The 24,114-nt window shown below is 68.5% G+C and carries 18 protein-coding genes and 1 pseudogene; 15 read left to right on the top strand and 4 right to left on the bottom strand.

Annotated features, from left to right (window positions below):
* The first annotated feature begins 18 nt into the window (after nt 1-18).
* Both OEB96_RS17910 and OEB96_RS17905 read left to right on the top strand, forming a co-directional pair.
* Nucleotides 19-864: an SMODS domain-containing nucleotidyltransferase gene (locus tag OEB96_RS17910; protein WP_266217247.1), complete on the top strand. Its 846-nt coding sequence runs from the start codon at nt 19-21 to the stop codon at nt 862-864.
* Nucleotides 865-1,000: 136 nt separating this feature from the next.
* Nucleotides 1,001-2,419, top strand: a complete 1,419-nt coding sequence (locus tag OEB96_RS17905; RefSeq protein ID WP_266217246.1) for a CHAT domain-containing protein — start codon at nt 1,001-1,003, stop codon at nt 2,417-2,419.
* A gap of 25 nt (nt 2,420-2,444) precedes the next feature.
* Here OEB96_RS17905 and OEB96_RS17900 read toward each other — a convergent pair whose 3' ends face one another.
* From OEB96_RS17900 to OEB96_RS17890, 3 genes are all read right to left on the bottom strand, one after another.
* The gene (locus OEB96_RS17900) at nt 2,445-3,113 is read right to left on the bottom strand and encodes an RNA polymerase sigma factor (RefSeq protein ID WP_266217244.1); all 669 of its coding nucleotides are present in this window, start codon (nt 3,111-3,113) and stop codon (nt 2,445-2,447) included.
* Nucleotides 3,114-3,172: 59 nt separating this feature from the next.
* The gene (locus tag OEB96_RS17895) at nt 3,173-3,577 is read right to left on the bottom strand and encodes a hypothetical protein (RefSeq protein ID WP_266217242.1); all 405 of its coding nucleotides are present in this window, start codon (nt 3,575-3,577) and stop codon (nt 3,173-3,175) included.
* A 91-nt stretch (nt 3,578-3,668) separates the two neighbouring features.
* On the bottom strand, nt 3,669-6,626 hold the full coding sequence (locus tag OEB96_RS17890; RefSeq protein ID WP_266217240.1) for a serine/threonine-protein kinase: 2,958 nt from the start codon (nt 6,624-6,626) through the stop codon (nt 3,669-3,671).
* Nucleotides 6,627-6,655: 29 nt separating this feature from the next.
* Here OEB96_RS17890 and OEB96_RS17885 point away from each other — a divergent pair, with 29 nt between their 5' ends.
* From OEB96_RS17885 to OEB96_RS17845, 10 genes and pseudogenes are all read left to right on the top strand, one after another.
* Complete coding sequence (locus tag OEB96_RS17885) at nt 6,656-7,432, top strand: DUF6602 domain-containing protein (RefSeq protein ID WP_266217238.1); 777 nt, start codon at nt 6,656-6,658, stop codon at nt 7,430-7,432.
* Nucleotides 7,433-7,750: 318 nt separating this feature from the next.
* On the top strand, nt 7,751-9,034 hold the full coding sequence (locus OEB96_RS17880; protein ID WP_266217237.1) for a Cas10/Cmr2 second palm domain-containing protein: 1,284 nt from the start codon (nt 7,751-7,753) through the stop codon (nt 9,032-9,034).
* Nucleotides 8,995-9,609, top strand: a pseudogene (locus tag OEB96_RS46670) (RAMP superfamily CRISPR-associated protein); the annotation flags it as partial. The gene OEB96_RS17880 and the pseudogene OEB96_RS46670, both read left to right, overlap by 40 nt.
* Before the next feature lie 12 nt (nt 9,610-9,621).
* Entirely contained in the window at nt 9,622-10,887 is a 1,266-nt protein-coding gene (locus tag OEB96_RS17875; protein WP_266217235.1) for an RAMP superfamily CRISPR-associated protein, read from the top strand.
* 80 nt (nt 10,888-10,967) lie between these two features.
* On the top strand, nt 10,968-11,360 hold the full coding sequence (locus OEB96_RS17870) for a hypothetical protein (RefSeq protein ID WP_266217233.1): 393 nt from the start codon (nt 10,968-10,970) through the stop codon (nt 11,358-11,360).
* Nucleotides 11,272-12,171 (top strand): type III CRISPR-associated RAMP protein Csx7, encoded by a 900-nt coding sequence (gene csx7, locus OEB96_RS17865; RefSeq protein WP_323137413.1) that lies wholly within the window; start codon nt 11,272-11,274, stop codon nt 12,169-12,171. Before OEB96_RS17870 ends, csx7 (OEB96_RS17865) begins: the two co-directional genes overlap by 89 nt.
* Entirely contained in the window at nt 12,158-13,108 is a 951-nt protein-coding gene (csx7, locus tag OEB96_RS17860; RefSeq protein WP_266217230.1) for a type III CRISPR-associated RAMP protein Csx7, read from the top strand. The genes csx7 (OEB96_RS17865) and csx7 (OEB96_RS17860) overlap by 14 nt, the downstream gene beginning before the upstream one ends.
* Entirely contained in the window at nt 13,098-14,075 is a 978-nt protein-coding gene (locus OEB96_RS17855) for an RAMP superfamily CRISPR-associated protein (RefSeq protein ID WP_323137412.1), read from the top strand. Before csx7 (OEB96_RS17860) ends, OEB96_RS17855 begins: the two co-directional genes overlap by 11 nt.
* 519 nt (nt 14,076-14,594) lie before the next feature.
* Nucleotides 14,595-15,440: a hypothetical protein gene (locus OEB96_RS17850; RefSeq protein ID WP_266217228.1), complete on the top strand. Its 846-nt coding sequence runs from the start codon at nt 14,595-14,597 to the stop codon at nt 15,438-15,440.
* Nucleotides 15,441-15,661: 221 nt separating this feature from the next.
* Entirely contained in the window at nt 15,662-18,301 is a 2,640-nt protein-coding gene (locus tag OEB96_RS17845; protein WP_266217226.1) for a YecA family protein, read from the top strand.
* A gap of 54 nt (nt 18,302-18,355) precedes the next feature.
* Here the strand turns inward: OEB96_RS17845 and OEB96_RS17840 are convergent, their stop codons facing one another.
* The gene (locus OEB96_RS17840) at nt 18,356-20,059 is read right to left on the bottom strand and encodes a hypothetical protein (protein WP_266217225.1); all 1,704 of its coding nucleotides are present in this window, start codon (nt 20,057-20,059) and stop codon (nt 18,356-18,358) included.
* Between the two features lie 204 nt (nt 20,060-20,263).
* On the opposite strand from OEB96_RS17840, the gene OEB96_RS17835 reads away from it, so the two are divergent.
* The 3 genes from OEB96_RS17835 to OEB96_RS17825 all read left to right on the top strand — a co-directional run bounded on the left by OEB96_RS17835 (nt 20,264) and on the right by OEB96_RS17825 (nt 24,087).
* Nucleotides 20,264-20,938 carry a methyltransferase domain-containing protein gene (locus tag OEB96_RS17835; RefSeq protein ID WP_266217223.1) on the top strand — a complete coding sequence of 225 codons (675 nt, stop codon included), beginning with the start codon at nt 20,264-20,266 and terminating at the stop codon, nt 20,936-20,938.
* 104 nt (nt 20,939-21,042) lie between these two features.
* Entirely contained in the window at nt 21,043-22,851 is a 1,809-nt protein-coding gene (locus tag OEB96_RS17830; RefSeq protein ID WP_266217221.1) for an ATP-binding protein, read from the top strand.
* A gap of 114 nt (nt 22,852-22,965) precedes the next feature.
* Nucleotides 22,966-24,087: an extensin family protein gene (locus OEB96_RS17825; protein ID WP_266217220.1), complete on the top strand. Its 1,122-nt coding sequence runs from the start codon at nt 22,966-22,968 to the stop codon at nt 24,085-24,087.
* The last annotated feature ends 27 nt before the right edge of the window (nt 24,088-24,114 follow it).

The raw sequence follows: 24,114 nt of genomic DNA, 5'->3' as shown, positions 1-24,114 counted from the left end.
CGTTCCCACGGCCGAACGATGATGACGATTCCACAGACCTTTCAGAGCTTCCTGTCTTCCCTCGAGCTGACCACCAAGCAGCGGAAAGAGGCCAACGAGCAGCACATTCGCCTCCGTATCGAGCTGCAGAAGCGCATGAAGGTGGAGGACAACTTCTTGTCGGGTTCCTATGCCCGCAAGACCGCGATCCGTCCGCTGGGGGACATCGACGTATTCGTGGTCTTCGAGCGTCGACCCGGCTTCGATCCGACGATCCCAATCCCCACGATCCTCGGGGAGGTCAAGCGCGTGCTCGATCAGGCGTTCCCAAGCAAGTCGGCGCTGTCCCAGAACCGGTCGGTCAACATCGAGTTCTCCGGTACCGGTATTGCCTACGACGTGGTTCCGGCGTTCTCGTCCCGTCCCGGGGTCTACATGGTGCCCGATCGGGAGACGGGTCGATGGGTCAAGACCAACCCCAAGATCCACGCCGAGCTCGCCACCCAGGCCAACGAGCGCGCGGGCAAGAAGCTCAAGCCGCTGCTCAAGGCGGTCAAGCACGCCAACGTCCACCACCGCAAGCTCGCGCGGTCCTTTCACCTCGAGGTGCTGTCCTGGAAGATCCTCACCCGGGACCCAGGACCGTACCTCGATGGCCTCGTGGCGCTGTTGCAGGGCTTGGCGCAGCGGATCGACGAGCCGTGCATCGACCCGGCAAATCTCGGTCCCGACATTCGCCCGGAGCCCGACCGGTGCCGGGCCGCGAAGGAGTGGCTGGGTCGGATGGCCAAGCTCGCCGCGGAGGCCAAGGTGCTCGACGATGCCAAGCAAGCCACGGCTGCTCACGCCAAGCTCCGGCAGATCTTCGGTGATCAGTGGAGGTGACCTCTCCGTCGTTCGGCGTCGGTCGGTTGAGCCATGCGCTCGAGACCTCTCGGGTGTCGATGCTTCGATCGTTCCGACCGCCGCTGCAACAGAGGGACTCGGCGCCTCCACGTGCATGGAGGCGAGCGTGAACGACATGAAAGCACCGAACCAACACGCAGAGCGCGTGCTCCTGATGCTCGACCTCGCCGCGGAGAACCAGTTCGACCCCGAACAGATCCTCGAGCTACGCCCTGGCTCTCCATCCACCAAGGTCTTCTCGGCGACGGACTTCGGAGGCGTGAGGACGGGTCGGGGCTGGTCCCGCGACTACACGCGCAATCACTCTGCTGCCGTCGAAGCCATGGTGAGCGCGGCCCGTCCGTACATCGGCCGGCACACCGAGCTCCTCGTGAGCGGGATGGCGAGCCTCGGGAGCTACGCGGAGCTGGGCTTACGGGTGTCGAGCTGGCACGACGACGTCACCCTCGTCAACCAGCGCAAGGACCGGCAATGGGACTTCTGCTCGATCGGCGGCGTTCAGGACCGCGAGCCCTACTTCGACCAGATCCACTTCCCACGCCGGTCCGCGAAGGAGAGCGGGAGAGTGGCAGTCGTCGTCTCGAGCGGCTATGCCGTGGAGCCCGAGCTCATCGAGAAGTTCTTCGAGCAGCAGGGGGAGACGCTGCTGAGCACGGTCACCCTCCGCGCGGTTCCTCCCGCGGGGTCGACTCGCAAGGATGTAACCGTTCACAACACCCCCGGGCTGGCTCGATCACTCTGCGCCGAGATCGAGAAGGTCAAGCTGATGTACCCCGGTCAGCGGGGCCTCGCCGTGTTCGTCGTGGGGCCGGCTCAGTTGGCGTTCCTTGTCGGCCGGGCCATCAACCCCAACGTCTATACGTCGGTGTGGTTCCCCCACAAGCACGGAGACGGCTACGTGGCGGGCTCGAAGGTCCCGTGGGAGGACAAGGTCCGCGTTCGCATGCTGCTGTCGGCGCCGGAGGACCTCTCGCCGATGGACCTCGAGCAGGAGCAGATGCTGGCCGTCGAGGTCCTGGATCGCCCTCTGTCCCGCGACAGCTTCGATCTCGCCGTCGAGCACGCCGCGACCTTCAACCAGTTCTTCGAGATGCTCATGTACGAGCGACCGCAGATCGTCCACTTCTCGGGGCACGGGAACGAGAACCTGCTCGCGTTCACGAAGGAGGATGGTAGCAAGGCCGACCTCGTACCGGCCGAGGCCATGCGGCGGGCTCTCGGGTCCGCGAAGGACCCGGTCAACCCGCCGCGGCTGGTCGTCCTCAACGCGTGCCTCACCGAGAAGCAGGCCGAGGCCATGACCGAGCACGTGGAGTTCGCGATCGGGATGCGTCCCAAGATCAAGGACGCTCGCGCAATCGCCTTCACGCGCCGCTTCTACGACGCGCTGGCCTCGGGCCGGTCGCTGCAAAACGCCTTCGACCAGGCCCGCGACTACCTGAGCAAGTGGGGGGCCAAGGCGGACGACACGCCCAAGCTCTTCTGCCGTCCGGGGTGCGATCCGAACCGGGTTCGCTTCTTCGAGGCGAAGTAGCCCGCTCGAGCAAGGAAGCGGCGGCCTACGAGGGCCGTCGCTTCTTTCGCACGGGCCGGAGCTCGTGCAGACGCTCGCGGATCTCCTCGACCCAGGAGCCTGCCTCGAACGCCGACAGGGTCGAGCTGAACTCGTCCTCTCCGCTGGTCAGCTCGGCGAGCGCATGCTCGAACGCCTTCTTCGCGCGCTTGAGGCGTCCGCGGATGGCGGGCTCGCCCATGTCATACGACTGCCCGATCTCGGACGCGCTCATCTCTTCCCAATAGTAGAGCTCGAGGATGATCTGGTCGTCGAGGGGGATCGCGCGCAGCGCTTCCAGCATGAGCTGGTGACGTCGGGTCTTGGCCACGATCGACGACGGCCCCGGCACCAGCTCTCGCGCCGACACGGCATCGAGGTCGAGCGCGTCGGTTCGGCCGTCCTTGTTGCGGTGCGTGCGGTGGTGGTATGCGAGCGCCTTGCGTGCGATCGTGAACAGGTAGGTCTTGAACTTGGCGTCACCGCGGAAGCGCTCGGTACCTCGCACGCACCCCAGCATCGTTTGTTGGATCAGATCCTCGAGATCATCGAGGGCGACCTTGTTGACGAAGAAACGACGAAGCGGCTGGAGATACTGGCGCAGGAGCCGGTTGCCGGCCCTCTCATCGCCGCCTCGCCACGCCTCGAGCAGGTCGAGATCGGGGTCCCGGTCCACGGTGGGCAGGCTACCATGGCCCGGGACCCCACTCGGGGGCCACCAGTACACGCCCATCATCAAGGCGACGGGAGCGGGCGGATGATCTCCTCGCGGATCCGAATGCGGATGCGGACCGTCTGGGTCTGGTTGGTCGAGGTGTTCGTGGCGGACACGTCGACCTCGTGGAGCTGACCCGGCGCTTGGTCGCCCGGGAGCGCCGACGAGACGATGGTGGTGCCTCCATCGTCCCAGGTCGAGCCACCGACCATGGTGGCAGCCACGGAGTGGTGCACGCTGCCTGCGTAGAAGTCCGCGGTCTGGAAGGTCACGTCGTCGGCGTCGTCGATGCCGACCACGAGGTCCTGGACCTCGGGGTGAGTGAGGGAGTCGCTGCCGTACTTCACCTCCAGATCGCCGCTGGAGTTGATGATGCAGGTGAGGGGGACGGGTTGCTGTGGGTCGGTTCCGACTTCGATCGTCATGGCTCGTTCGTCATTGCTGGGGTGAAGGGACGTGACGGCACCGTGGCGCCAACGCGGAACCACGAGCCGGGAAGGGATCCTTTGGAGACTGCTATGGAGGAGCACCAAGGGACGCGAGCTGGGCCTCCAGCTCCGCGCGAGCAGGCGCATTCACGGGATCGTCGTGTGATCGCAGGACTTCGAGCGCTTGCTGCAGGTACGAGCGGGCTTCCGAGCCGTGGCCGGCCGCGCTCTCGAGGTCGGCCAGGGCGACCAGCGTCCACGCGTGCTCCACGGGATCGGTGGATTTCGCGATGGCCGCGGCACGCCGGAGCGCATCGATGGCCGCCGGCACATCGTCGTCGACCCGTGCCTGCGCGATGATCCTGAGCTCGTTGACGCGCTCGATCCGGGCCATGGCATCCGGGTCGCTGGCCTGCAATTGCGCATGGTTCTCCCCGAGCTGCCGGGCGATGGCGTCGAGCGCCTCCGCGTCGTCACGATCGGCGGCGAGCTTGCCCAGCAGCACCAGAGCGCGGAGCGCCGGGGCACCCGTGGAGTCGCGAACGCTGCGGTCGATCCGAATGGCCGCGCGGAAGGCTTCCTCGGCCTTCTCGGTACGTCCTGCGTCGTCGTGCTGGATGCCGATGTTGATCCACAGCTCGGCGTTGAGCGGGTGGTCCTCGCCGTACATACGGATGACGGACGCATGCGCGTCTTGGTAGAGCGCCAGCGCTTCGTCCTTGCGGTCCGGGCCGAGGTGGCTGAGCACGCTCGCGAGGTTGTTCTTCGACCGGATGATGTCGGGATCGTCTTCGCTGGTCGCCAAGCCGCTTCGGATCGCGAGCGCACGTCGGTGGAGCTGCTCCGCCTGATCGTAGTTCCGGTCCTCGTATTGGACGATGCCGCTGGCATCCAAGAAGTCGGCATCCAAGAAGTCCCTTGACCCCAGCCTGTGCAGCGCTTGGAGCTCGCTCGACGCGAGCAGCAGCCATCCGTGGCCTCCTCGTCCTCCCAGCGGGTCGTTCGCGTGCAGCTTGGCCAGGTAGATCGAGGTCATGGCGCCCAGGAGGTGGTCGTGCGTGGCGCTCGCGAGCTCGATCGCCTCCTCGAGGCTCTGCTGCGCTTCACGAGCACGCCCGAGGGTGGATGCATTGCGGCCTCGACGGTAGGCGGCCTCGGCCCGGATCCGTTCGAGGCCAGGTGCTTGGGCCTTGCGAAGGACCTCATCGGCCAGCCGCAGAGCCTCCGAATGGTCACCGAGGAGCTCGCGAGCGTGGGCGATACCCAGCTCGTCCCGCAGGACTTGGGCCTGACGGGGCTCCTGCTCGAGCCCCAGCATTCGCTGGTACTGGGCGAGCACACGAGCGTCGACGCAGTCGTCGAGCTGCTCGAGCTCGGTGGTCAGCTCGCGAACGGACTCGGGCTGCGGCGCGGGGCTCCGAGAAAACTCGCGGCTGAAGCCCGCCAACCTCGACTGCACGTCCCTCACGCATGCGTCCATCGCCACTGCGAGGAGCCGGCTCTCGGGCGTGGTTTGGGGCTGCCTGCGGTCGTGGCACGCGGCCTGCCAGGCCTTTAGCCACTTCGCAGTGGCTTGGTCGAATGCCCCCTCCACCTCGGCCCATGCCTCTTCTCGGAGGGGATCGTCGGTTCTGCCAACCTGGGCTCGAAGCTCGGCGCGACGCTCGTCTCCCCAGATGGAGCTCAACTCGCCGGGTGCCCGTAGGCACGGATCCTCGGGTTGCCCACGAAGGCCGAACCAACCCATGAGACCAAGCCCGCCTACGATGATGGCGATGACCCGTGCCCTCTGACCTCGTCGGAGCCCTCGCGTCAGAGCGACCTCGACCTCGGCCATGCTGGCGAAGCGATCGTCGGCCTCGGTCGCGAGCCCGCGCTGGAGGATTCGATGCAGCCAGCGGGGGAGGGGAGCCCCCTGCGGAGCCCGGGGAAGCGAGCCCGATAGCATCGCCTCGACGATCTCGGTTGGGGTCTTGCCGCGAAACGGCCGAGTCCCCGTCAGCGCCTCGTAGAGGCTCACGAAGAACCCAAATTGGTCGCTCTGCGGCCCCGCGGCGGCACCTGCCAGCTGCTCGGGCGCCATGTAGCCCAGCGTGCCCACCAGCGCCCCCTCGGCGGTGAGCGAGAGCTGGAGCGCCGTGGGCTGGGCTCCACGCACGGCCGCGCGGCCTTCTCCGGGGCCGTCCGTGTCGGCGAACACGAGGCCGAAGTCGGCGATCACGACGCGGCTGCCCTGCAGCAGCACGTTGTCGGGTTTGACGTCGCGGTGGACCAGACCGGCTTCGTGGATCTTCGCCAGGCCGTGTGCCACCTTGACGTAGCACTCGATGATCTCTCGACGAGGGCGGGGCTTGTCCTGCCACTGCCGAAGGGTGGGGCCTGCGATGAGCTCCATGACCAGGCAGATGTTGTCATCGAGCTCTTCAACGTCGTGGACACCCACCACGTGGGGGTCGGAGATCCGTGCGAGCGCCTGGGCTTCCCGGAGCATCCTGGCGTGTGCGTCACCGTGGTCACCACGGTCGGCTCGCAAGACCTTGAGCGCCACCCGGCGATCGAGCTTGGGATCGTAGGCCGAGTACACGATCCCCATGCCCCCGGACCCGATGCGCTCGAGGATGATCCAGCGGCCCAGCCGCTGGGGCTGGAGTTCGCGCCCGAACAGCGCCGACTCCAGCCGGGCCAGAAGCTGCTGACCTTCGATGTCGTCGATCTCGTCGTCGTCGAACGGACGGGCCTGGCTGAGCTCGAACGAGTCGTCCGGAGGGGCGAGCTCGTCGTCGTCTGGAGAGGGGGTCATGGGAGCGGCGGAACGGTGCTGCGGAAGGTTGGTTGCACCGGGGGCGGAGACGATCATATCGATCGACGGCGGGATTGGGAGCCGCGGTCGGGCCTCGTGGGCGACCCGAAAGGTCCATCGCAGCGGCATTCGAGGGGGCAATGCGTTCGCAATGGACGCTTTACCGGGTCCTTGGCCCGTGGAGAGCCTCGAGCAAGGCGCTCGTGTGCCTGGCGCCCCGAATGATCGAACGCCCTCGTCGTGCAACCAGGGATGTCGACGAATCCTGGTGACCGATGACGGCCTTCGACCTGACCGACAGCATCCACGGCATCCACCACCGCTTGGTGGCCCAACTCGACGAGCGGCGGCGGCTCCCGCATCCCTCGATCAAGGGGGATGAGGGGGAGCTGCTGTGGCTCAACGTGCTCGAAGCTCACCTGCCGCGTCGCTATGCGATCCGACGAGGGATCGTCATCGACAGCCGTGGTGCCCGCAGCGACGCGATCGATCTCATCATCTACGATCCTCAATACACCCCGGTGTTCCTCGCCCAGGACGAGCACGCCTACGTGTTCGCCGAGGCCGTCTACGCGGTCTTCGAGGTCAAGTACGAGCTCGATGCGGGGAACATCGCCTACGCGGCCGACAAGGCTGCGTCGGTACGACGGCTGCACCGTACCAACGCCACGATCCCCCACGCCGGCGGTGAGGTCCGCGAGCCCAAGGCTCCATTCACCCAGATCGCGGGTCTGCTGACCCTCAGCCACGGCTGGAGCTCGATGGAGCCCAAGGTTCGCGAGCACGTCGAGCGTTGCGAGGGCGATCGTGCGCTCGATCTGGTGATGTGTCTCCAGGGGGGCTTGCTCGAGTCGAGGGCTCTGCCTCCCGATCCGTCCACCAACTTCGAGACCGGGCCCACGAGCTTCGTCCTGTTCCTCTACAGCTTGCTGCATCGGTTGCAGCGCCTGGCCACCGTGCCAGCGGTCGATTGGCGGGAGTACCGGGCGCGAGTACGACGCCTCCAGGCCGAGGTGGGAGGCAACAGCAGGCAGCAAGCGACTTCCGAATGATCGAACGTGGCCGAAGTGCAACTGGATTGGAGCCCCGAACTCGCGAGCAAGGCGATGTCTAGGAAGCGAAAACACTCCAATCGAGGCAAGGGCCATGCCGGGCACTCGAAGGCGACTGGACCGGTGCGCCAGGAGCCTCGAGCTCCCGAGTCGGTGGTATCCACGATTGCCTCGCCGCTCCCCTCTGGCTTCGACCTCGAACGTGCGCGCCAGCGCGTTGCCCGTGCGCTTCGCAACACCACTGGAGCCCCGTGGCTCGTCGGGTTCGAAGCGGTCGGAATCCAGGAACTCATCGCGGCGAACGGTCGTCCGTTGGCCATGCTGGGGGCGAGCAAGCTGGTCGAGCAGTTCGACCGAAGCAACCTCGACGAGGAGCATCCCCAGGGCGAGGGCGGCACGGTGTTCGCGGGGGGCGGGCGTGGTCTGCTCGTCGTGCCGGAGGAGCACGCCGACACGACGATCCATCGACTTCGCCACCGCTACTGCGAGCAGACTTGCGGCGGTCAGTTGGCGACGGCGAAGGCACCGCTGGACGTCGAGCGGCCGTTGGCGAGCCTGCGCTGGCTTCGGCTCGGTCTCGATGGTGCCAAGGATGCGGCGGATGCGCCCGAGGTACCCGTGCCGCCGTCGCACGACGGGAGGTGCACTGATTGCAAGGTTCGAGCGATCGAGACGACGTATGAAGGCCCCGAAGGCCCCGTGCCGGCTTGCGAGCGCTGCGCCAGGGCCGTTGCCTTCGGCCGGAACTCCGACGAGCAGCGGTGGACCCTCGAAGAGCTCGCGACGGATGGCCTCATCGCGGTCGTTTCCGCCGATGGGAACAACCTCGGCCGGTTGTTCGCTGGCCTGCGGGATCTCCAGGAGAACGCGATCTGCAGCGACCTGGTGTTCTCGATCTTCACGGACGCCCATCAACATGCATGCCCGAAGGACGCGCGCTTCGTTGCCCCGGTGGTCGGAGGCGATGACATTCGGGTCTTCCTCCCCCCCGAGCACCTCATCGACTACGTGACCAAGCTCGCTCGGCGTGTGGAAGAGCTGAGCAGTCGGATCGCGCACCCCGACCTGCCGTCGTCGATCGGCCAGGCGATCTCCAGGCTCGGGGTCGGCGTGGGGGCCGTGATCGCACCCTTTCACTTCCCCGCCTCACGTCTCATCGAGATGGCACACGAATTCGAAGACTCGGCCAAGAGGCTGTGTCTCCGTGGTGGCCATCGCTCCGCCTTCGATTTCATGTGGCTCCGCTCGGGCCAGGAGCTGAGCCAGGGACTGGGAACCGTCACCAAGGAACGCCCATCGGCTCTACCGCTCGAGACCACCAAGTGGCAGCAGTATCTCGCGAAGGCGAGCGCGCTCTCGAAGGTATCGCCGACGCAGCGCTCGATGCTCATCCCGCGTACCGCCGTATCCGAGGAGGATGTCCCGGAACGCGCGAACCTCTACCGCTATCAGGTGGCGCGTCACGAGGTTTGGCGGCAATGGTTCGAGGACTGCGGGGTCGACTGGCGTGATGAGGTCGCGCTGGCCAGCAACCTCCCCGACGCGAGGCTGGTGGACGTCGCATGCCTCTTGGAGATGAGCGGAAAGGCAGGACGGCGATGAGGAGATTCGAACTTCGCGTACGCTTTCCGACGGGGACGCTCCTCGTTGGCGGCCATTCGGCCTTGCCGGCAGGGATCAGTGCTTCCCATGCCGTGGACGGCCATGGCAAGCCGGTCATCCCGGCTACCGCGCTGCGGGGCGGCCTGCGAGAGTCGCTCGAGGCGATCCTGCGCGGAGTGGGGAGAACTGCGTGCGACTCCGGTTCGGGTATCGATCCCGAGCAGACACCGGGCGAGACCGAACCACGATCATGCACGGTGGACGGGGGCAGTTGCTGCATTCCGTGCCGGATCTTTGGTACGAGGCGTTCGCAACTGGCCGAGGACGCCCGTAGCTTCTCGTCGCTCATCCTTGGTGACGCCGTGCTCGAGGATGGCGAGGATGTGGAGTGGGTCGAGCGGCAGCATGTGGCGATTTCCAGGTCCAGGCGTAGCGCGGAGGAACAGCGGCTGTTCGTTCGCAGAGTGCCGAGCCTCGCGGACCGCTGCCTCGTCGCCCGCGGTTTCACGGTCGAGCCGGAACTCGACCACTATCTCGAGGCCGCTGTTCGGGGCACCAAGCACCTGGGATCTGGGCGAAGTGTGGGCTTGGCGAGGGTCGAGCTCGAGCTCGAGTGGCTCGATGACGTCGAGTCTCCGAGCGTCGAGCCCGTGCCCAAGGCGCAGCGCACGTTCGGCGTCCGGGTCCGACTCGAGTCTCCCACCGCGTTGGGGACGCCCCAAGCGAGTGACAACTTTCGCAACGCTCGCGGTGAGATTCCGGGATCGGTGCTCCGTGGCGCGATCGGCTTCGCGATCGCACGCGCGCTACCCAAGGAACCCAGCGATGAAGAGAACGAGCGGTTTCAGGCACTCGTGGACGAGCACGAGGGGGCACACTTCGGCTTCCTCTATCCCGTCGACACGCCGACCCGGGCGACCGACCAGGCCTTGCCAGCACCGTGGCCGGTGACGGCCCGCGCGTGCAAGGTAGAACCACGCACCCATGGGGTCGTCGACACGCTGCTCGACCGGATTGCGGCGGCCGCCGTCCGCACGCCTACCCAAGCGGCTCGTGTCCATGCCGGCGCCCTGAGGGAATGCTTGGCCAAGCCCCCGAGCGATCGTGCTCGCGTGGCCCATGGGCGATGCGATGCGCCCTTGCGCGGTGCCAGCGGCACGCGCAGATCCGACGGCGACCTCCCCAAGCGAGTGATCACGCGAGTTTCGATCGAACGCAGGTCGAGCTCGGCGCGCGATGGGGCGCTTTACTCCTACGAGCTGCTCGAGCCTGGGACCGTGTTCGAGGGCACGATTCGCAGCGTCCCCGAGGGCTCGCAGGGGCTGCTGGCCAGCGCGCTGCGGCTGCCCGTCCACGTCGGGCGCGGAGCGTCCGCGGGGTGGGGCCGGGTTTCCGTCGAGGTCTTCGAGCCTCCGACGCCACCCCCACTCGCCGCTCGCGGTGCTTCGTTCGAGGCCGCGGTTCGCGAGCACCTTCGCACCGCCGGGCTTCCCACTGACGGCCTCGACAGGTTGCTGCCCGTCACGTTCCTCTCCCCGTATCTACCCGACCAAGGGGCCGACGACGATGGGCGGACGCTCGAGCGGGCCATCGGTCGCGTCGAGGACTGGGTGATCGTGGCGCGCCGCTTCGAGCGAGAGGGCGGATGGGATCAGCGTACGGGGCAGCCGTTCGCCGAGCTCGCGATCTCGGCTGGGGCCGTGTACGTCGCCCGGCTCGCGACCCCATGGTGTGAAGCGCTCGCCGCCCTCGAAGCGCTCGAGCAGAGGGGCGCCGGCCGCCGTCGACACCAAGGATACGGGCACTTGGTCCTCTTCGATCCCTTCATCCTGAATCGAGGTAATACTCCGTGAGACGAACAGAGATCACCCGACAGCTCCGCAGTCATCGGCGCTCACTCGTGTTGGCCGCCGAGCGAGCGATACAGCAGGCGATGGCCGATAGGGACCGACGTCCCCCGTCCAAGACCCAATTCTCGCGGCTGGTCAACCTGTGCGGTGAGGCCACGTGCGCCGAGGAGTTGGAGAACTACCTACGCTACCAGGCGGGCCGCAAGGGCTCGGACAAGGGCGCCTGGACGGTGGGGTTCGTCGACCTCGTCGTCTCGGGCATTCGGGGCGTGCTCGATGCACCCGCGTTCCCCTCTGGCGGAGGCAACGAAGAGCAGCGCGACCTGTACCGGGTCGAGGCTTGGCGGCTCTTCGCGACGTACCTCGCACGTGCCTTCACCTATCAGGATGCCAAGCGAAGGCTCGAACGGGATCACCAGCCACAGCGACGACAGGAGGGGAACCATGGTCAACGCCAGCGAAACCGTCCTGCTTGACCCCGCAGACTTCCATCGCCTCGACAGCCGCTTGCGGCTGCGTGGTGTGCTGCGTGCTCGCACGGCGCTGCACGTGGGCGCCGCCCAAGGAGGAGATCAGGAGATCTCGGATCTTCCCGTGCTCAAGGATGGGCGCGGGTTGCCGTTCATCCCGGGAGCGAGTCTCAAAGGGGTGCTGCGGTCCACTCTGGAGGCACTCGTGCGCGCGGCCGAGAACGAGCCTCGGGGGATATGGGCGTGTGATTCACTCGATGGCGACGTAGACCACCGGCACCCGAGGACCGCGTGTGGAGCTCACGGCAAGGGCGGCCGCGGTTCCATCGACACCGGACGAACGTGCGCGGTTTGCCGTCTCCTGGGCTCCCGGGCGATTGCAAGCCATGTCCGAGTGAGCGACGCGATGCTCCGCGAGCACGAGGGGGCAAGCCCGATCGAGATCCGCGACGGTGTTGCCATCGATCGAGACCTGGGGACCGTGCCGCGTTCCCAGAAGTACCAGTTCGAGGTGGTGGCGCCGGGGACCACCTTCGATCTCGAGGTCTTCGTGGAGAACCCGCGCGACTGGCTGATGGGGCTGCTCACCATTGGATGGGACCAGATCGCAGACGGTTTCACCGCCGTGGGGGGCTTCGGTTCGAGAGGGCTGGGGCGCATGGAGCTCCAGTGGGAGAGTGCGGAGGTGTTCACGGCCATGTCGCTGCTTCAGAACCAACCCCCGACCCAGTGGACGTCCGAGGCGCTCGAGGCCGAGCAGGGAAAGTGGAGGCGTGCGCTCGCGCAGAGGCACGGAGGTGCTCATGTTCAAGGTTAGCTACAACCGGGCCGTGCTTCGGTTTCGACTCCAGACGGTCACCCCGCTGGCGATCCGAGCCGGGGAGACGGGGTTGGACCCGTCGGCTGCCGATCTGGTCTGTGTTCGGACGCATCACGTCCAGCACGGGCTCACCGTCTACATTCCCGGCTCGAGCCTCAAGGGAGTGCTGAGATCCACCGCCGAGGCATCGCTCCGTGCCTTCGAGTTTCCTGTTGCGGGAGGGGTTTTCCAGGGCGCCTGCAATCCAACCGATCACGAGACGAGCTGCCGGAGGCACGAGTCGAAGGTGACCGCGGATGTCCATCGCAAGAACTGCTTGGCGTGTCGGCTCTTCGGCTCGTTGTCGATGCGCGGTCGGTGTGCAGTCCGTGATCTCCTTCCGTTTCCCGATGGGGTCGAGCTCGGGGCCGGGGATCGCGAGAACCTCGAGCGGGCGAACCGCGTGGAGATCAGGCACGGCATCGCCATCGATCGCATCTCCGGGGCGGTGAAGGGCGCAGCCTTGTTCGAGCAGGAGGTCGTGCCCGCGGGAGTGCGGTTCCACGGGGAAATCGTCCTCCAGAATTACCAGGCCTGGCAGCTCGGACTGGTGTTCTCGGCGCTCGATGATCTCGACCGAGGGTTCGCCCAGCTCGGCTCGAGCAAGAGCAGCGGGCTGGGGGTGGTCGAGGTGAAGCCACTCTCCATGGTTCACGAGCAGGCGATGGGCCGCGACGCTCGACCTCGTGGAGTGGGGGAGCTGGTCGATGACGCGACTGGGCGAGCCCATGGGCTCCTCCCCGAGCGGTCGCTGCCGCCCGCCAGCGCGGTGACGCGAGGGCTCTCGCAGCGGTTCGAGATCGCCGCTTCCGAAGTCGCTCGGTGGCGGTCGGTGGGGCAAGAGGCCCTGAGCACGTTGAAGGGGATCGCACGGGAGGTACGTGATGGCGCGTGAGGGCTACGAGTTCGTCCCTCTGCCGGACGAAGTCCATCGCGAGGTGCGCCCTCATGCCGTCCTCGACCGCGAGAGGACGGATGCCATGGGGGTGTTGCTCGATGTTCGCTACGTGGCGATGGAGCGGGTTCACATCGGTTCCGGGTTCTGGAACCTGCGAGGCGGCCGAGCGCTCCGAGCGGTCGCTCGATCGAACGGTCGTCCGGTGATCCCAGGATCCTCCATGAAGGGGCTGATCCGCGCACGCTATGAGGCGATCACGAAGAGCTGCGTTGGCCACGAGCCGCCGAAGAGGAAGGTGACCCTCGACGATCAGCTTCCGTCGAGGAGCCATCCATACCACCAAGTCGTGCTCAGCGATGCCGTCGTCCGCCACGATGTGTTCGCGCAGTGCAAGCCCCCCATGCTCTGTGCCGCGTGTGCGTTGTTCGGCCGAATGTCGCAGCGCGGCCGGATCTCCGTCCACGACCTGCTGGCACCCGAGGGGGCTGCGCTCGTGGATGTCGAGCTCCCGAAGCGCTTCTCCCCGCGGCCTCATCATCTCGGGCACTACACCGTGCGTGGCGAGACGGCGACCCTCGTGGTGAACGAGCTGCGTGGGCGCAAGTTCCACGTCGGGGACGCCCCACCGTCCACGGTGGAGCCCGAGTATGTGGAAGCCATCGAGCCGGGGACGATCCTGACGGGCCGGATCATCTGCACCAACGTCACCGAGGCCGAGGTCGGAGGCCTGCTCTGCGCGTCGGGGATCTCGCCCGCGTCTTCGCTCAAGATCGGGTCGGCCAAGGCCTATCGGTTCGGACGGCTCGAGGTCGCGGGGGTCGGGCGCCTAGACGTGGTCAAGCGCCCGAAGGGATTCCAAGAGAACGGATTCGTCGAGCGCATCCGGGAGAGCTTCACGAGAGCCAAGGACTACTGGAAGGATGGGGAAGCAGCGCTGCTGGGGATGCATGGAGGGGCGACATGACGTTGCGATCGAGCGACATGGCCCGCCTGTGGAGCGACAGCTCGAAGCTCCATGGCAGGAACCACAAGGGATGGCTGGCGGAGGCGGCGAACGCCATACGGACTACCGGAGATCCACGCCACGCCGTCGAGCTCCTCGAGAGGCTTCGACGAGGGCAGAGGAGCAAGAACGAGCGGGATACCATCGCGGACGTCAATCATTGGCTCGAGCAACGACTGAGGCGGGAGCCACGAATGAACCCCGAGCGTCTGCTGGTGGAGTTGGGGTGGCTTCGTCGCATGGCGGTGACGCGGCAGGCCGCGCACAGGATGACCACGAAGCACGGGAACCGAGGGACCCCGTGAACCTCGCGCGGCTGGCCTTCTCGTCACGACATGGTCGAGATCGTGACACCGACCATCCCCAACCAAACCCCCGCCACGACCCTCCTGCCGCAGTGGCCCGTCCGTTGGCCACCCTGGGCGATCTTTCCCAGTTGCCCACCCCATCATTCGGCCTCACACCCTGGCGACCGCTTCAATGGCGTCGCCGTTGCACGAGCTGTTCGTCGAGCTGTTCGTCGAGCACCCGGAGCTGTTGCTCCCCACGCTCGACGAGCCTCTCGAGCTCGGCGGCGCCCTCCCGCGCTTTCGTCGGGGCGAGTCCGCCTCCAGCCAGATCCCGCCGCTCCGTGCCGACCTCACCCTCGAGCTGCACCGCCCCGATCACGACGACCCCTTCGCAGCCGGTACCGTCGAGATCCAGCTCAACCGAGACGACGACAAGCCCTACTCGTGGCTGCACTACCACTCCGGCCTGCACTACCGCCTGCGGATCCCCACCTTCCTCGTGGTGGTCACCAACGACCCAGAAGTCGCAACCTGGGCCGCGGGTCCCTTCCACTCCGGCATGGTCACCATACGCCCATGGGTGATCGGCCCGGCCAACGTGCCGGTAATCGCCACGCCGCAAGAGGCCCGCGCCGCATTGCCCCAGGCGTTGCTCTCTGGCATGGTGCACGGGCGCGAGCCGGTCGCCGCCGAGATCGGCACCGCGCTGGCCGCCGCGCTCGACGATACCCCCGACGACGTGGGTGCGCTCTACTGGGACACGTTCCTCACCGGTCTCGACGGGGCCATGCGAAGGATGATGGAGATGCAGCGACGCGATTGGACGCCACGAAGCGACTGGGGCAAGGAGCACTTCGCCAAGGGCAAGGCAGCAGGCCGTGCCTCGGACATCCTCGAGCTGCTCGACATCCGCGGCCTGCCGCCCGACCCGAAGCTTCGCGAGCGCATCCTGACTTGCACCGATCTCGAACAGCTCGGCCGGTGGTTTCGTCGGGCGGCCACCGCCCGCTCGCTCGACGATCTGCTCGCCACGTAGCACGGGGCCATCGACCAGTGGGGGCGACCCCTCTGCCTCGTAGGAGCGCTGCGAGTGGTGGCGAATGGCCATGGGCTCACCGTGACCGCGTAGACGAGCAGGGAGGTCGAGGGGCCGAGGATGAGGGTGGGGTAGAAGGGGCGGGGCAGGCCCCCCGCCCCGGCGGAGCCAAGAGCGCCCCCTGCTTTCGCAGACCCCCCGCCCAGTAGCAAGATCCCCCCATGCTGCACGCCTTCCGCATCGGCCCGATTGCCAATGCACCGAAGCCCTGCTTCCTCTACGCCGCGCGGGCCCCCTCGGGCGACGTCCATGCCACGCAGGCCTTCGACGACGACGAGGGCCTGCGTCTGCTCCTGGACGAGCTCGATGGCCAACCGATCCTGGTCGAGCCGCTGCTGGCCAAGGCAGGCAAGCGCCTGGGCCTACGTCGTGCGCCGCTGCCTCCCGAGCTCGCCTGCGAGAAGGCCACGATGGCGCTGGCGCTCGCCTTGCGGATGCACGAGCTCATCGGCGATCGCGTGCCACCGTCGCTGGTGGCCGACCTGCTCGATGCCGCGATGGCCTTCCAGCGCGCCGCGCCGTGGCGCTTCGTCGATTCCGACCTGCCGCTCACGGTGGAGGTCAACGACGGCAAGCGCCAGCGCACGATCGACGGCGCGCTCATGGGCAGTGGCGGCGAGGAATTCGGCTTTGCGCTCTACCCCCAGCCGGGCGCGCTGCGACGTCTGCTCGCGGCGGACGACCCCGAGCGGGTGGCGGCGCGTACGGATCTCGTGGCGGTGTCGATCGAGCGCGAGCCGGCCTGGGTCGCAGCCGCGGTGAAGCAAGGGCTGGGAGCGCCCGTGGTGCCGATGCCGATGCACATGAAGAACGGCCGACCGCGTGCGCTCGACCCCGGCGAGCTGGCGATGCTCACGGCGCTGCTGCGGGCCGCCAGCGAGATCGGACCGAATACCCGCGAGGTACGGGGCACGAGCGGCGTCGAGCCCCGCGCGGACGTGGTGGTGCACGTTCCGGTCGAGGCGGCGGCGGGCCCGGTGATCCGCAATCCGCCCGTGGTGTTGGAATCTCCTCGCCCTCGCCCGAAGGTGGGCCGCAATGCGCCGTGCCCGTGCGGGAGCGGGCTCAAGTACAAGCGCTGCTGCCTGACCAAGGACGAGGCCGCCGCGCGAGCCCAGACCCCGAAAGCGGCCCCTCGCACGCACGAGAAGCTGGAGCCCGAGGTGCGGTTGGTGCTCGAGATCATCGCGTTCGCCGACGAGCACGTGCCGAGCTGGCGCTCGTCGCCATCGGCCGGCTGGCGAGAGCTGATGGCGGAGCCGGCGGCCGCGCAGCTCCTGATGCCGCTATTGGCCTATCAGTACCACCTGGTCGCCGGCCTCACCGCCGCGAGCATGTGGCGCACGAACGTCGGGAACCTCGACGCGCAGACCCGGGAGATCTTCGAATCCGAGCAGCGTGCGTTGCTGTCGGTCTGGGAGGTGCTCGAGGTACAGCCCGAGGTCGGCTTGCAGCTCGTGAACCTGCTGACCCACGAGCAGTGCTTCGTGCACGAGATGCTGGGCACGCGCGGCATCACGGTACGCGACGCGGTGCTGGCCCGCGTGTGCACGCGACGGGGTCGCTCGGTGTTCTCGGGGCTCCATCCGCGCCCGCTCCCTCCCGCGGCCGCACACGAGGTGGTGACCGTGGTTCGGCGCGGGCTGGGGCTCGAGGTCGCCGCGGTCCCCCCTCTGCGCCTCGACCACGCGCCCACCATCGATGCATTGCTGAGCGAGTGGCACGCCGCGGATGCGCGTCGGGTCGATCGAGCGCTCGTGGAGCGAGAGCTCCAGACCACCGATGGCGAGCCATTCGAGCCGCACGAGGATCACTTCGGGCTCACCCGCGGCACCACGCTCGAGGACGTGGCGGCGGCTCTGCTGGCGCTGCCCGGCACGCACCTCGACGAGGATGGCCCCCTCGAGAAGTGCCTGACGTTCACCAAGCCCGGCAACGCGATGCACTCCCACTGGACGCGCACGGTGATCGGTACGGCGACGCTCGACGGTCGCAGCCTGGTGCTCGAGGCCAACTCGCGCGGGCGCATCGACGAGCTGCGCGGGCGGCTCGAGCGAGCGCTCGGCCCCTGCGTCGAGCATCGCCGGCGCAAGCGTCATCCCGTGAAGACGACACGGATGCCGAGCGACGCGGAGGGCCCGCTGGCGGTGGACGCCACGATGATCCCGGGGATCTGGGCCCCGCCGCCCGAGCTGATGCTTCGCGAGGAGGCCCGCCACTTCATGGAACGGCCTCACGACGCGCTCGACGGACTCTCGCCCCGGGTGGCAGTGACCAAGACCCGGCCGCGTCGCGCCCTGCACCAGCTGCTCAAGGAGCACGAGCACGCCCAGGCGCGCTCCGGCACGTCGGGCTTTGCCACGTACGTCCGCAATGCCCTCGATCTGTCGCCCACCGGTGAGCGCGTGCCGATCGACGCGCACACCCGTCGTACCGGGCGCGGCCGCAAGGTCTCCGACACGCTGATCGACTTCGCGGTGCCGATCCTCGGGGAACTCACCCACGAGAGCCAGCTGCGCCCCGTACTCGAGCTCGCGACCCTGGCGTGGAACCTCGAGGTGCTCGAGCTGGGCGAGCAGGCGGCGGACGTCGTGGCGCTCGCGACCGAGGCCGGCCTCGAGGAGGCCGCGCAGTGGCTGCAGCGCCTGCGGGAGCGGCGACGCCTGTTCGCAGAGGACGAGCGGATCATCGAGGTGCTGGAGCTCCGGTGGGAGGACGGGCAGATCTCGATCAAGGCGGCCGCACGGCTCGCGCTCCGTCCACACGGGCATTCCAGGGCGCAGCTGGGGCTGTTCGAGTAGTCCGCCGCCCCGCTCGCTTCGATCCAGGTGATCGCCCCCGCCCGCGAGCGTCGTTCACATCCCGTAGACCGGCTGCCCGCCGTCGCGGCACTGGGGCTTGGGCAGGTCGGCCCACGAGTCGGTGGGCGCCCGAGGCAGGCCCACGGCGTCGAGCTTGCCGGGGTCGAGATCATCCACGTCATGGGTGCCGGGGCTGCGCTCCCAGTAGCTCGTGGCGGTGTGGGTGAAGTCGCGGCATGGATGCTGCGTGGGCTGACCGCTCGGATCCTGGTGCGGCACCCCGCACGCATCACAGGCATTGGCCTGCATCCAGTCGTCCGTGGCCGCCTGCGCGGGGTCTTGCGCGCAGCCGAGGAACTGCCGCAGCGAGGCCTCGGCGTCGCTGTTGGAGTTGTGTCCCCATCGACCGCTGATGAAGCGAGGCCAGCCCGCAGGGCGCTGCGAGCCCCAGCCGTCGCTCGGATCCACGCAGTGGGTGAAGGGGTCGGTCCACTCGTCGGGGATCCCGTCGCCGCCGACCAGGTCGGCCCCCGCCACGCTCATCCATGCCTCGCCGGGGGCCAGGGCCGGTACGCCGTCGGGATCGGGCCAGTCGTCGAAGCCGTAGCTCGCCACCTCCTGCGCGCGACCCCACACCGACCCGCCCACGTACCACACCGTGTGGCCGTCCTCGAGCGCGCTCCAGTTGCTGCGCGCGGCCACCAGACCGCCGTCACCCACCTGGAACGGGGCGTTGGAGCCGGCCGGGATCCCGGTGATCTGGTGACCGGGCGCCGTCGCCCCGAACGCCGTGCCGATGAAGCCGGTGGGCATCACGTAGCTGCAGTTGCCACAGCGCGCGTCGCAAAAGCCGTCGTCGATCGTGTGCAGGCACGCATCGACGTCCTGCTCCACGCCGTCGTGGAGCACCAGCGTGGGCGAGTCGTAGGCACCGTCGGCGCTGCGGTGCAGCTCGATGACCTCGAGCAGGGCCATGGGGATCAGCCCGCGCGTGGTGAAGAACGAGTCCCATGCGTGGTTGGGCACGGTCTGGGCCAGGGTGCGCCCGTGGTTGTAGTGACGCACGTCGACCAGGCGCTGCGGCTCCTCGCACAGCGCCGCGGCCTCGATCGCGGCGTGCTCGACCGAGCTCGGGACCAGCGGCAGCGTCTCGCCCGACCACAGGCCATCCTCGTCGCCGGGCATCACCACCGGCTCCACGTAGATCTCGCCCCCGGGGTTCTGGGTGCGCATGGTGAATTGCTCGGCCTCGCCGCTGCCGTCTCCCACGGCCCATGGCTGCCCCTGCGGCGTTCGCCATGGCCGCTCGACCCCGTCGGCGGGACCGAAGCGAGGGTCGTAGCGATAGGCGTAGCCGATGATGCCGTTGCCCTGGTGCTCGCCGTAGCCGAGCGTGCCCGAGACGTTGTAGCCGGTCGTCCACATCGACCAGCGCCAGTAGGTCTCCTGACAGCCGGGGTGGCACGGGCCGAGCAGGCGCTCGCCCGTCTCGTCGGTCGCGGTGCAATCGCACGCGGGCTGCCCGGCCGCGCCGCAGGCGGGCTCGCCCGCATCGTCGCCGGCGGTGGAGTCCGCATCGTCCGAACCATCGGTCGAGCCGTCGGCGGACCCCTCGTGACTGCCGTGCCCCGTGTCCGCATCGCCGGTGTCTCCCAGGCCGCCCAGGCCGGGGGCTGGGGAAGGATCGCCCCCCGGCGAGCAGCCGAGCCCGAGCACCACCGAGAGGACGCCAAGCGTGCGCGCGAAGATCGCTGTCACCGTGTCGGAGCGTCTTTGCAAGAGTCGGGCGAGACGGACGACCCCACGACGAGCCCAACGACGAGCAGGGCTTGGGCGGATCGGTCGGGCGCGGGGCTGGGCGAACCGTTGGCGCGCGCTGAGCAGTTTGCCCAGGGGACGTGACGAGTTGCGCCGGGCGGCGACGAGCGCACGCGCCCGCCCGCCTGCTACCGTACGCCGACCATGGCGCTGTTCCCCGACAAGGGCGGCTACCCAACGCTGGCCGCCGCGCTCTTCGACACCCTGGCCCCCACGATCGCCGGGCCGTTCCACGCGTGGGCCGTGGGCCGCGCTCGCGCGCTGGTCGGAGCCGACGAGCGAGTGCTCGACGTCGGCTGCGGAGGCGGTCACCTGGCGCTGCAGATCCTCGATGCACAGCCCACCGCCGAGCTCGTCGGCATCGATCCCTCGCCCACCATGATCACCCGCGCGCGCCGCCGGGCGGGCGCCCGCCGGCTGTCGTTCGTCGAGGCTCCCGCCGAGGCGCTGCCGTTCGCGGACGGTCGCTTCGACGTGGTCGTGAGCGTGGGCGCGTTCAAGCACTGGTCCGACCAAGGTCGTGGGCTGCGCGAATGTACGCGCATGCTGGCGCCGGGCGGTCGCCTGCTGGTGCTCGAGGCCGATCGCGACAGCCCGCCGCAGGACGTCGAGGCGTTCGTGTCGGCGTGGCGCTTGCCGAGACCCCTGCGGAGCTTCATGGGGCGCACGCTCGCCCGCATGATTCGCACCCAGGGGCTGACCGTGGGCGAGACCGAGGCGCTCGTGGGCACGGTCCCGGGGCTCGAGGCCACGGTGCACTCGATCCCCGGGCTACCGGCGTGGGCGATCGAGGGTCGTCGTCCCGACGCAATCCCATGACCTGGCGTCACTGCGCGAGATCGAGCACGAGCCGAGACCAGGCGAGGTGAGGGATACTCCGTCGCATGGAGGGCGCGCGCGCATCGTGGTGGCGACGGTGGCTGATGCCCCCCACGAACGAGGACGGCTCGCCCGAAGGCCGCATGGCGCGGACGATCCACATCGTGCTGCTGAGCGTGGTGATCACCATGCTCGTGGCGCGGCTGCTCCTGCTGACGGTGGGCCTCGAGTACGACCTGGCCGAGGACGTCGGCGGCTGGGTGACGCTCGGGCTGGGCATCGTGGCGCTCGGGGTGCTGCGGCGCGGGCACGCGCACGCGGTGGCGCTGGCCTCCGTGCTGTACCTGGTGGTCTACAACGTGGGCCAGGCCGCGGGCCGTGATGGCATTCGCGGCGTCTCCATGTACTTCACCAGCATTCCGATCATCATCGCATTCCTGGTGCTCGGTCGTCGGGCAGGACTGGTGGTGACGGGCGCATCGCTCGCGGGCGCGCTGGTGATCACCGGGCTCGAGAGCCACGGCCGGCTGGGGGAGCTCCACGCGTACTCGGAGTGGTCGCACGCGTTCGGCTACTCCTTCTACTACGTGTTCGTGGCGGTGTTGTTGTTCCTGGTCACGCGCAAGAGCGAGGAGGCGCTCGCGCTGGCCCGGGCCAAGGAGAAGGCGCTCGCCGAGATGGTCGACGAGCTCGAGGCGCGCGTGTCGGCCCGCACGGCGGAGCTCCACCAGGCCAAGGAGCAGGCCGAGGCGGCCGATCGCGCCAAGGGCCAGTTCCTGGCCAACATGAGCCACGAGCTGCGCACGCCCATGAACGCGGTGATCGGGACCGCCGAGCTGCTGCTCGACTCCAGCGCCGATGCCGAGCACGCCCGCATGCTGCAGACCATTCGCGAGGGGGGCGAGACCCTGCTGCGGCTCATCGACGACATCCTCGACGTTTCGAAGATCGAGGCCGGCGCGGTCGAGCTCGAGCAGGTGCCGGTTCGGATCCGCACGCTGGCCGAGACCGGCGTGGAGCTGCTGCGACACCGTGCCGTCGACAAGGGGCTGTTGCTCTCGCTGGCGTTCGAGCCCGAGGATCCGCCGACGTTGCTGGGGGATCCCACGCGCTTGCGTCAGATCCTCATCAATCTGGTGAGCAACGCGATCAAGTTCACCCACGAGGGCGAGGTGGCGGTTGCGATCGGGGTCGAGCCGCAGGCGCCAGGGGAATCGCCGCCCGGCCCCTGCTGGCTCTCGATCCAGGTGCGCGACACCGGGATCGGCATGTCGGAGGAGCAGGTGCGCCGGCTGTTCCAGGCGTTCCGACAGGGGGATGCCTCCACCACGCGCCGGTACGGGGGCACCGGGCTGGGGCTCGCGATCTGCAAGGGTCTGGCCGAGAGCATGGGCGGGCGCATGGAGGTCGACAGCACGTCCGGTGAGGGCTCCATGTTTCGGTGCGTCGTCCCCGTGGCCCGCTCGACCGCGACGCAGGACGACGCGCCGACGCCAGGCCACGGGGCCAAGCTCGACCCGGCGACCGCCGAGCGCATGCCGCTGCGCATCCTGCTGGTCGAAGACGACGCCATCAACCGGCGCGTGGCCGAGCAGATGCTCACGCGCTTGGGCTATCGGATCGACGCGGCGACCAACGGCCGGGCCGCCGTGGAGCGGGCGGGCGCGGGGTCCTACGAGCTCATCCTCATGGACGTGCAGATGCCCGAGATGGACGGCCTCGAGGCCACCCGCCGCATTCGGGCCGAGGCCACGACCGGATTCCGACCCACCATCGTGGCGATGACGGCGAGCGTGATGAAGGAGGACCGGGATGCCTGCCTCGCGGCGGGGATGGACCACTTCATCAGCAAGCCGGTCTCGGGCTCGTCGCTGCTGGAGGCGCTGCAGCGGGCGAGCACGTCGCGGTCGTAGGCCGGGGCGCGGGCCCGGGCTCGCGTCCAAACGGTGTGGGCCATGGCGGTGCCCGTGTCGTCCCTGTAGGATGCCGCGGTGGGGATCGTTCGGCTGCGGAACAGGGGATGGGTCGTGCTCGCATGGCTCGGTGGCTGCAACACCCCGGGCGCCCGGGATGACGCATGGGAGCCCGACGGCACGGGCCCGCTCCCCGGGTCCACGAGCGACGGCACGGCCTCCGTACCCACGCAGACCGGCCCCGGTACCACCACCACCGATGCCGTCGACACCACCCTGGACACCGGCGTGGACGAGTCGAGCACCGGGCAGAGCTACGACTGCACTCCGTGGATGACTCCCTGGATCGGGGGCCCGTGCATGCAGGACGGCGATTGCGCCTACGAGGGGGGCCTTTGTCTGCGCGAGGACGAGGGATTCCCGTGCGGCACGTGCTCGCAGTCGTGCGCGATGCTGTGCCCCGATCTCGACGGGGCGCCCGAGACGTTCTGCGTGGACGGCAGCGACGTCGGCATCGAGCCCACGGGCTACTGCCTGTCCAAGTGCGACCCGGAGCTGCTGCCCGGCAATGGCTGCCGCGATGGCTACGAGTGCGCGGCGCTGTCGCGCTTCATGGAGCCCGGCACCACCGCGGGGGTGTGCGTGCCCGAGGGCTACTGGGAGCCGATGACCGCGTGCCAGCACGCGCTGGTGGATCGCGGGGTGGCGTTCGTGCCCACCACCCACGAACTCGACCATCCCGATGGCCACCCCGAGCTCGACTGCATCATCGTGGATCCGGTGCTGCTCTACAGCCCGGTGCTGGGGGTGGACTTGCGGGGTGGGGGAGGGGACACCGATCCGGTGCTGGTGGCGTGCGAGACGGCGATCGCCATCGCCGACACGGCCCAGATCGCCACGGACATGGCGCCGATCGGCGCGCACGAGATCATTCACTACGGGACCTACAACTGCCGCGTGATCGCGGGGACCTCGACGCTGAGCAACCATGCCGAGGCACGCGCCATCGACATCGCCGGCTTCGTGCTCGACGACGGATCCCAGCTCACCGTGCTCGCCGACTGGGAGGACGGGGTGGCCATGCCGGTGACCCCCGAGGGCCAGTGGCTGCGGGGGTTCACCGATGTGCTGTGGGAGACGATGACGTGGAACATCATCCTCACGCCCGAGTACAACGCCGATCACGACAACCACTTCCACGTGGACCTGACCCCGGGCGGGATGTTCTACGAGTGACGGGCGGGTCGGGGAGCGACCCGGCGC

It is taken from the genome of Paraliomyxa miuraensis, from assembly GCF_026337845.1.
Taxonomy (GTDB): Bacteria; Myxococcota_A; Polyangia; order Nannocystales; family Nannocystaceae; genus Paraliomyxa; species Paraliomyxa miuraensis.
The sequence above is the reverse complement of the archived record's forward strand: the minus strand, read 5'-3'. Positions and strand labels throughout refer to the sequence as shown.

Bases quoted from the DNA above. Each gene is read 5' to 3' on its own strand.
- OEB96_RS17895 (WP_266217242.1), bottom strand. From the start codon at position 3,577: ATGACGATCGAAGTCGGAACCGACCCACAGCAACCCGTCCCCCTCACC.
- OEB96_RS17850 (WP_266217228.1), top strand. From the start codon at position 14,595: ATGGCGTCGCCGTTGCACGAGCTGTTCGTCGAGCTGTTCGTCGAGCAC.
- OEB96_RS17905 (WP_266217246.1), top strand. From the start codon at position 1,001: ATGAAAGCACCGAACCAACACGCAGAGCGCGTGCTCCTGATGCTCGAC.
- OEB96_RS17855 (WP_323137412.1), top strand. From the start codon at position 13,098: ATGGCGCGTGAGGGCTACGAGTTCGTCCCTCTGCCGGACGAAGTCCAT.
- OEB96_RS17885 (WP_266217238.1), top strand. From the start codon at position 6,656: ATGACGGCCTTCGACCTGACCGACAGCATCCACGGCATCCACCACCGC.
- OEB96_RS17830 (WP_266217221.1), top strand. From the start codon at position 21,043: ATGCCCCCCACGAACGAGGACGGCTCGCCCGAAGGCCGCATGGCGCGG.
- csx7 (WP_323137413.1), top strand. From the start codon at position 11,272: ATGCCAAGCGAAGGCTCGAACGGGATCACCAGCCACAGCGACGACAGG.
- OEB96_RS17880 (WP_266217237.1), top strand. From the start codon at position 7,751: ATGCTGGGGGCGAGCAAGCTGGTCGAGCAGTTCGACCGAAGCAACCTC.
- csx7 (WP_266217230.1), top strand. From the start codon at position 12,158: ATGTTCAAGGTTAGCTACAACCGGGCCGTGCTTCGGTTTCGACTCCAG.
- OEB96_RS17835 (WP_266217223.1), top strand. From the start codon at position 20,264: ATGGCGCTGTTCCCCGACAAGGGCGGCTACCCAACGCTGGCCGCCGCG.
- OEB96_RS17870 (WP_266217233.1), top strand. From the start codon at position 10,968: ATGGCCGATAGGGACCGACGTCCCCCGTCCAAGACCCAATTCTCGCGG.
- OEB96_RS17910 (WP_266217247.1), top strand. From the start codon at position 19: ATGATGACGATTCCACAGACCTTTCAGAGCTTCCTGTCTTCCCTCGAG.
- OEB96_RS17845 (WP_266217226.1), top strand. From the start codon at position 15,662: ATGCTGCACGCCTTCCGCATCGGCCCGATTGCCAATGCACCGAAGCCC.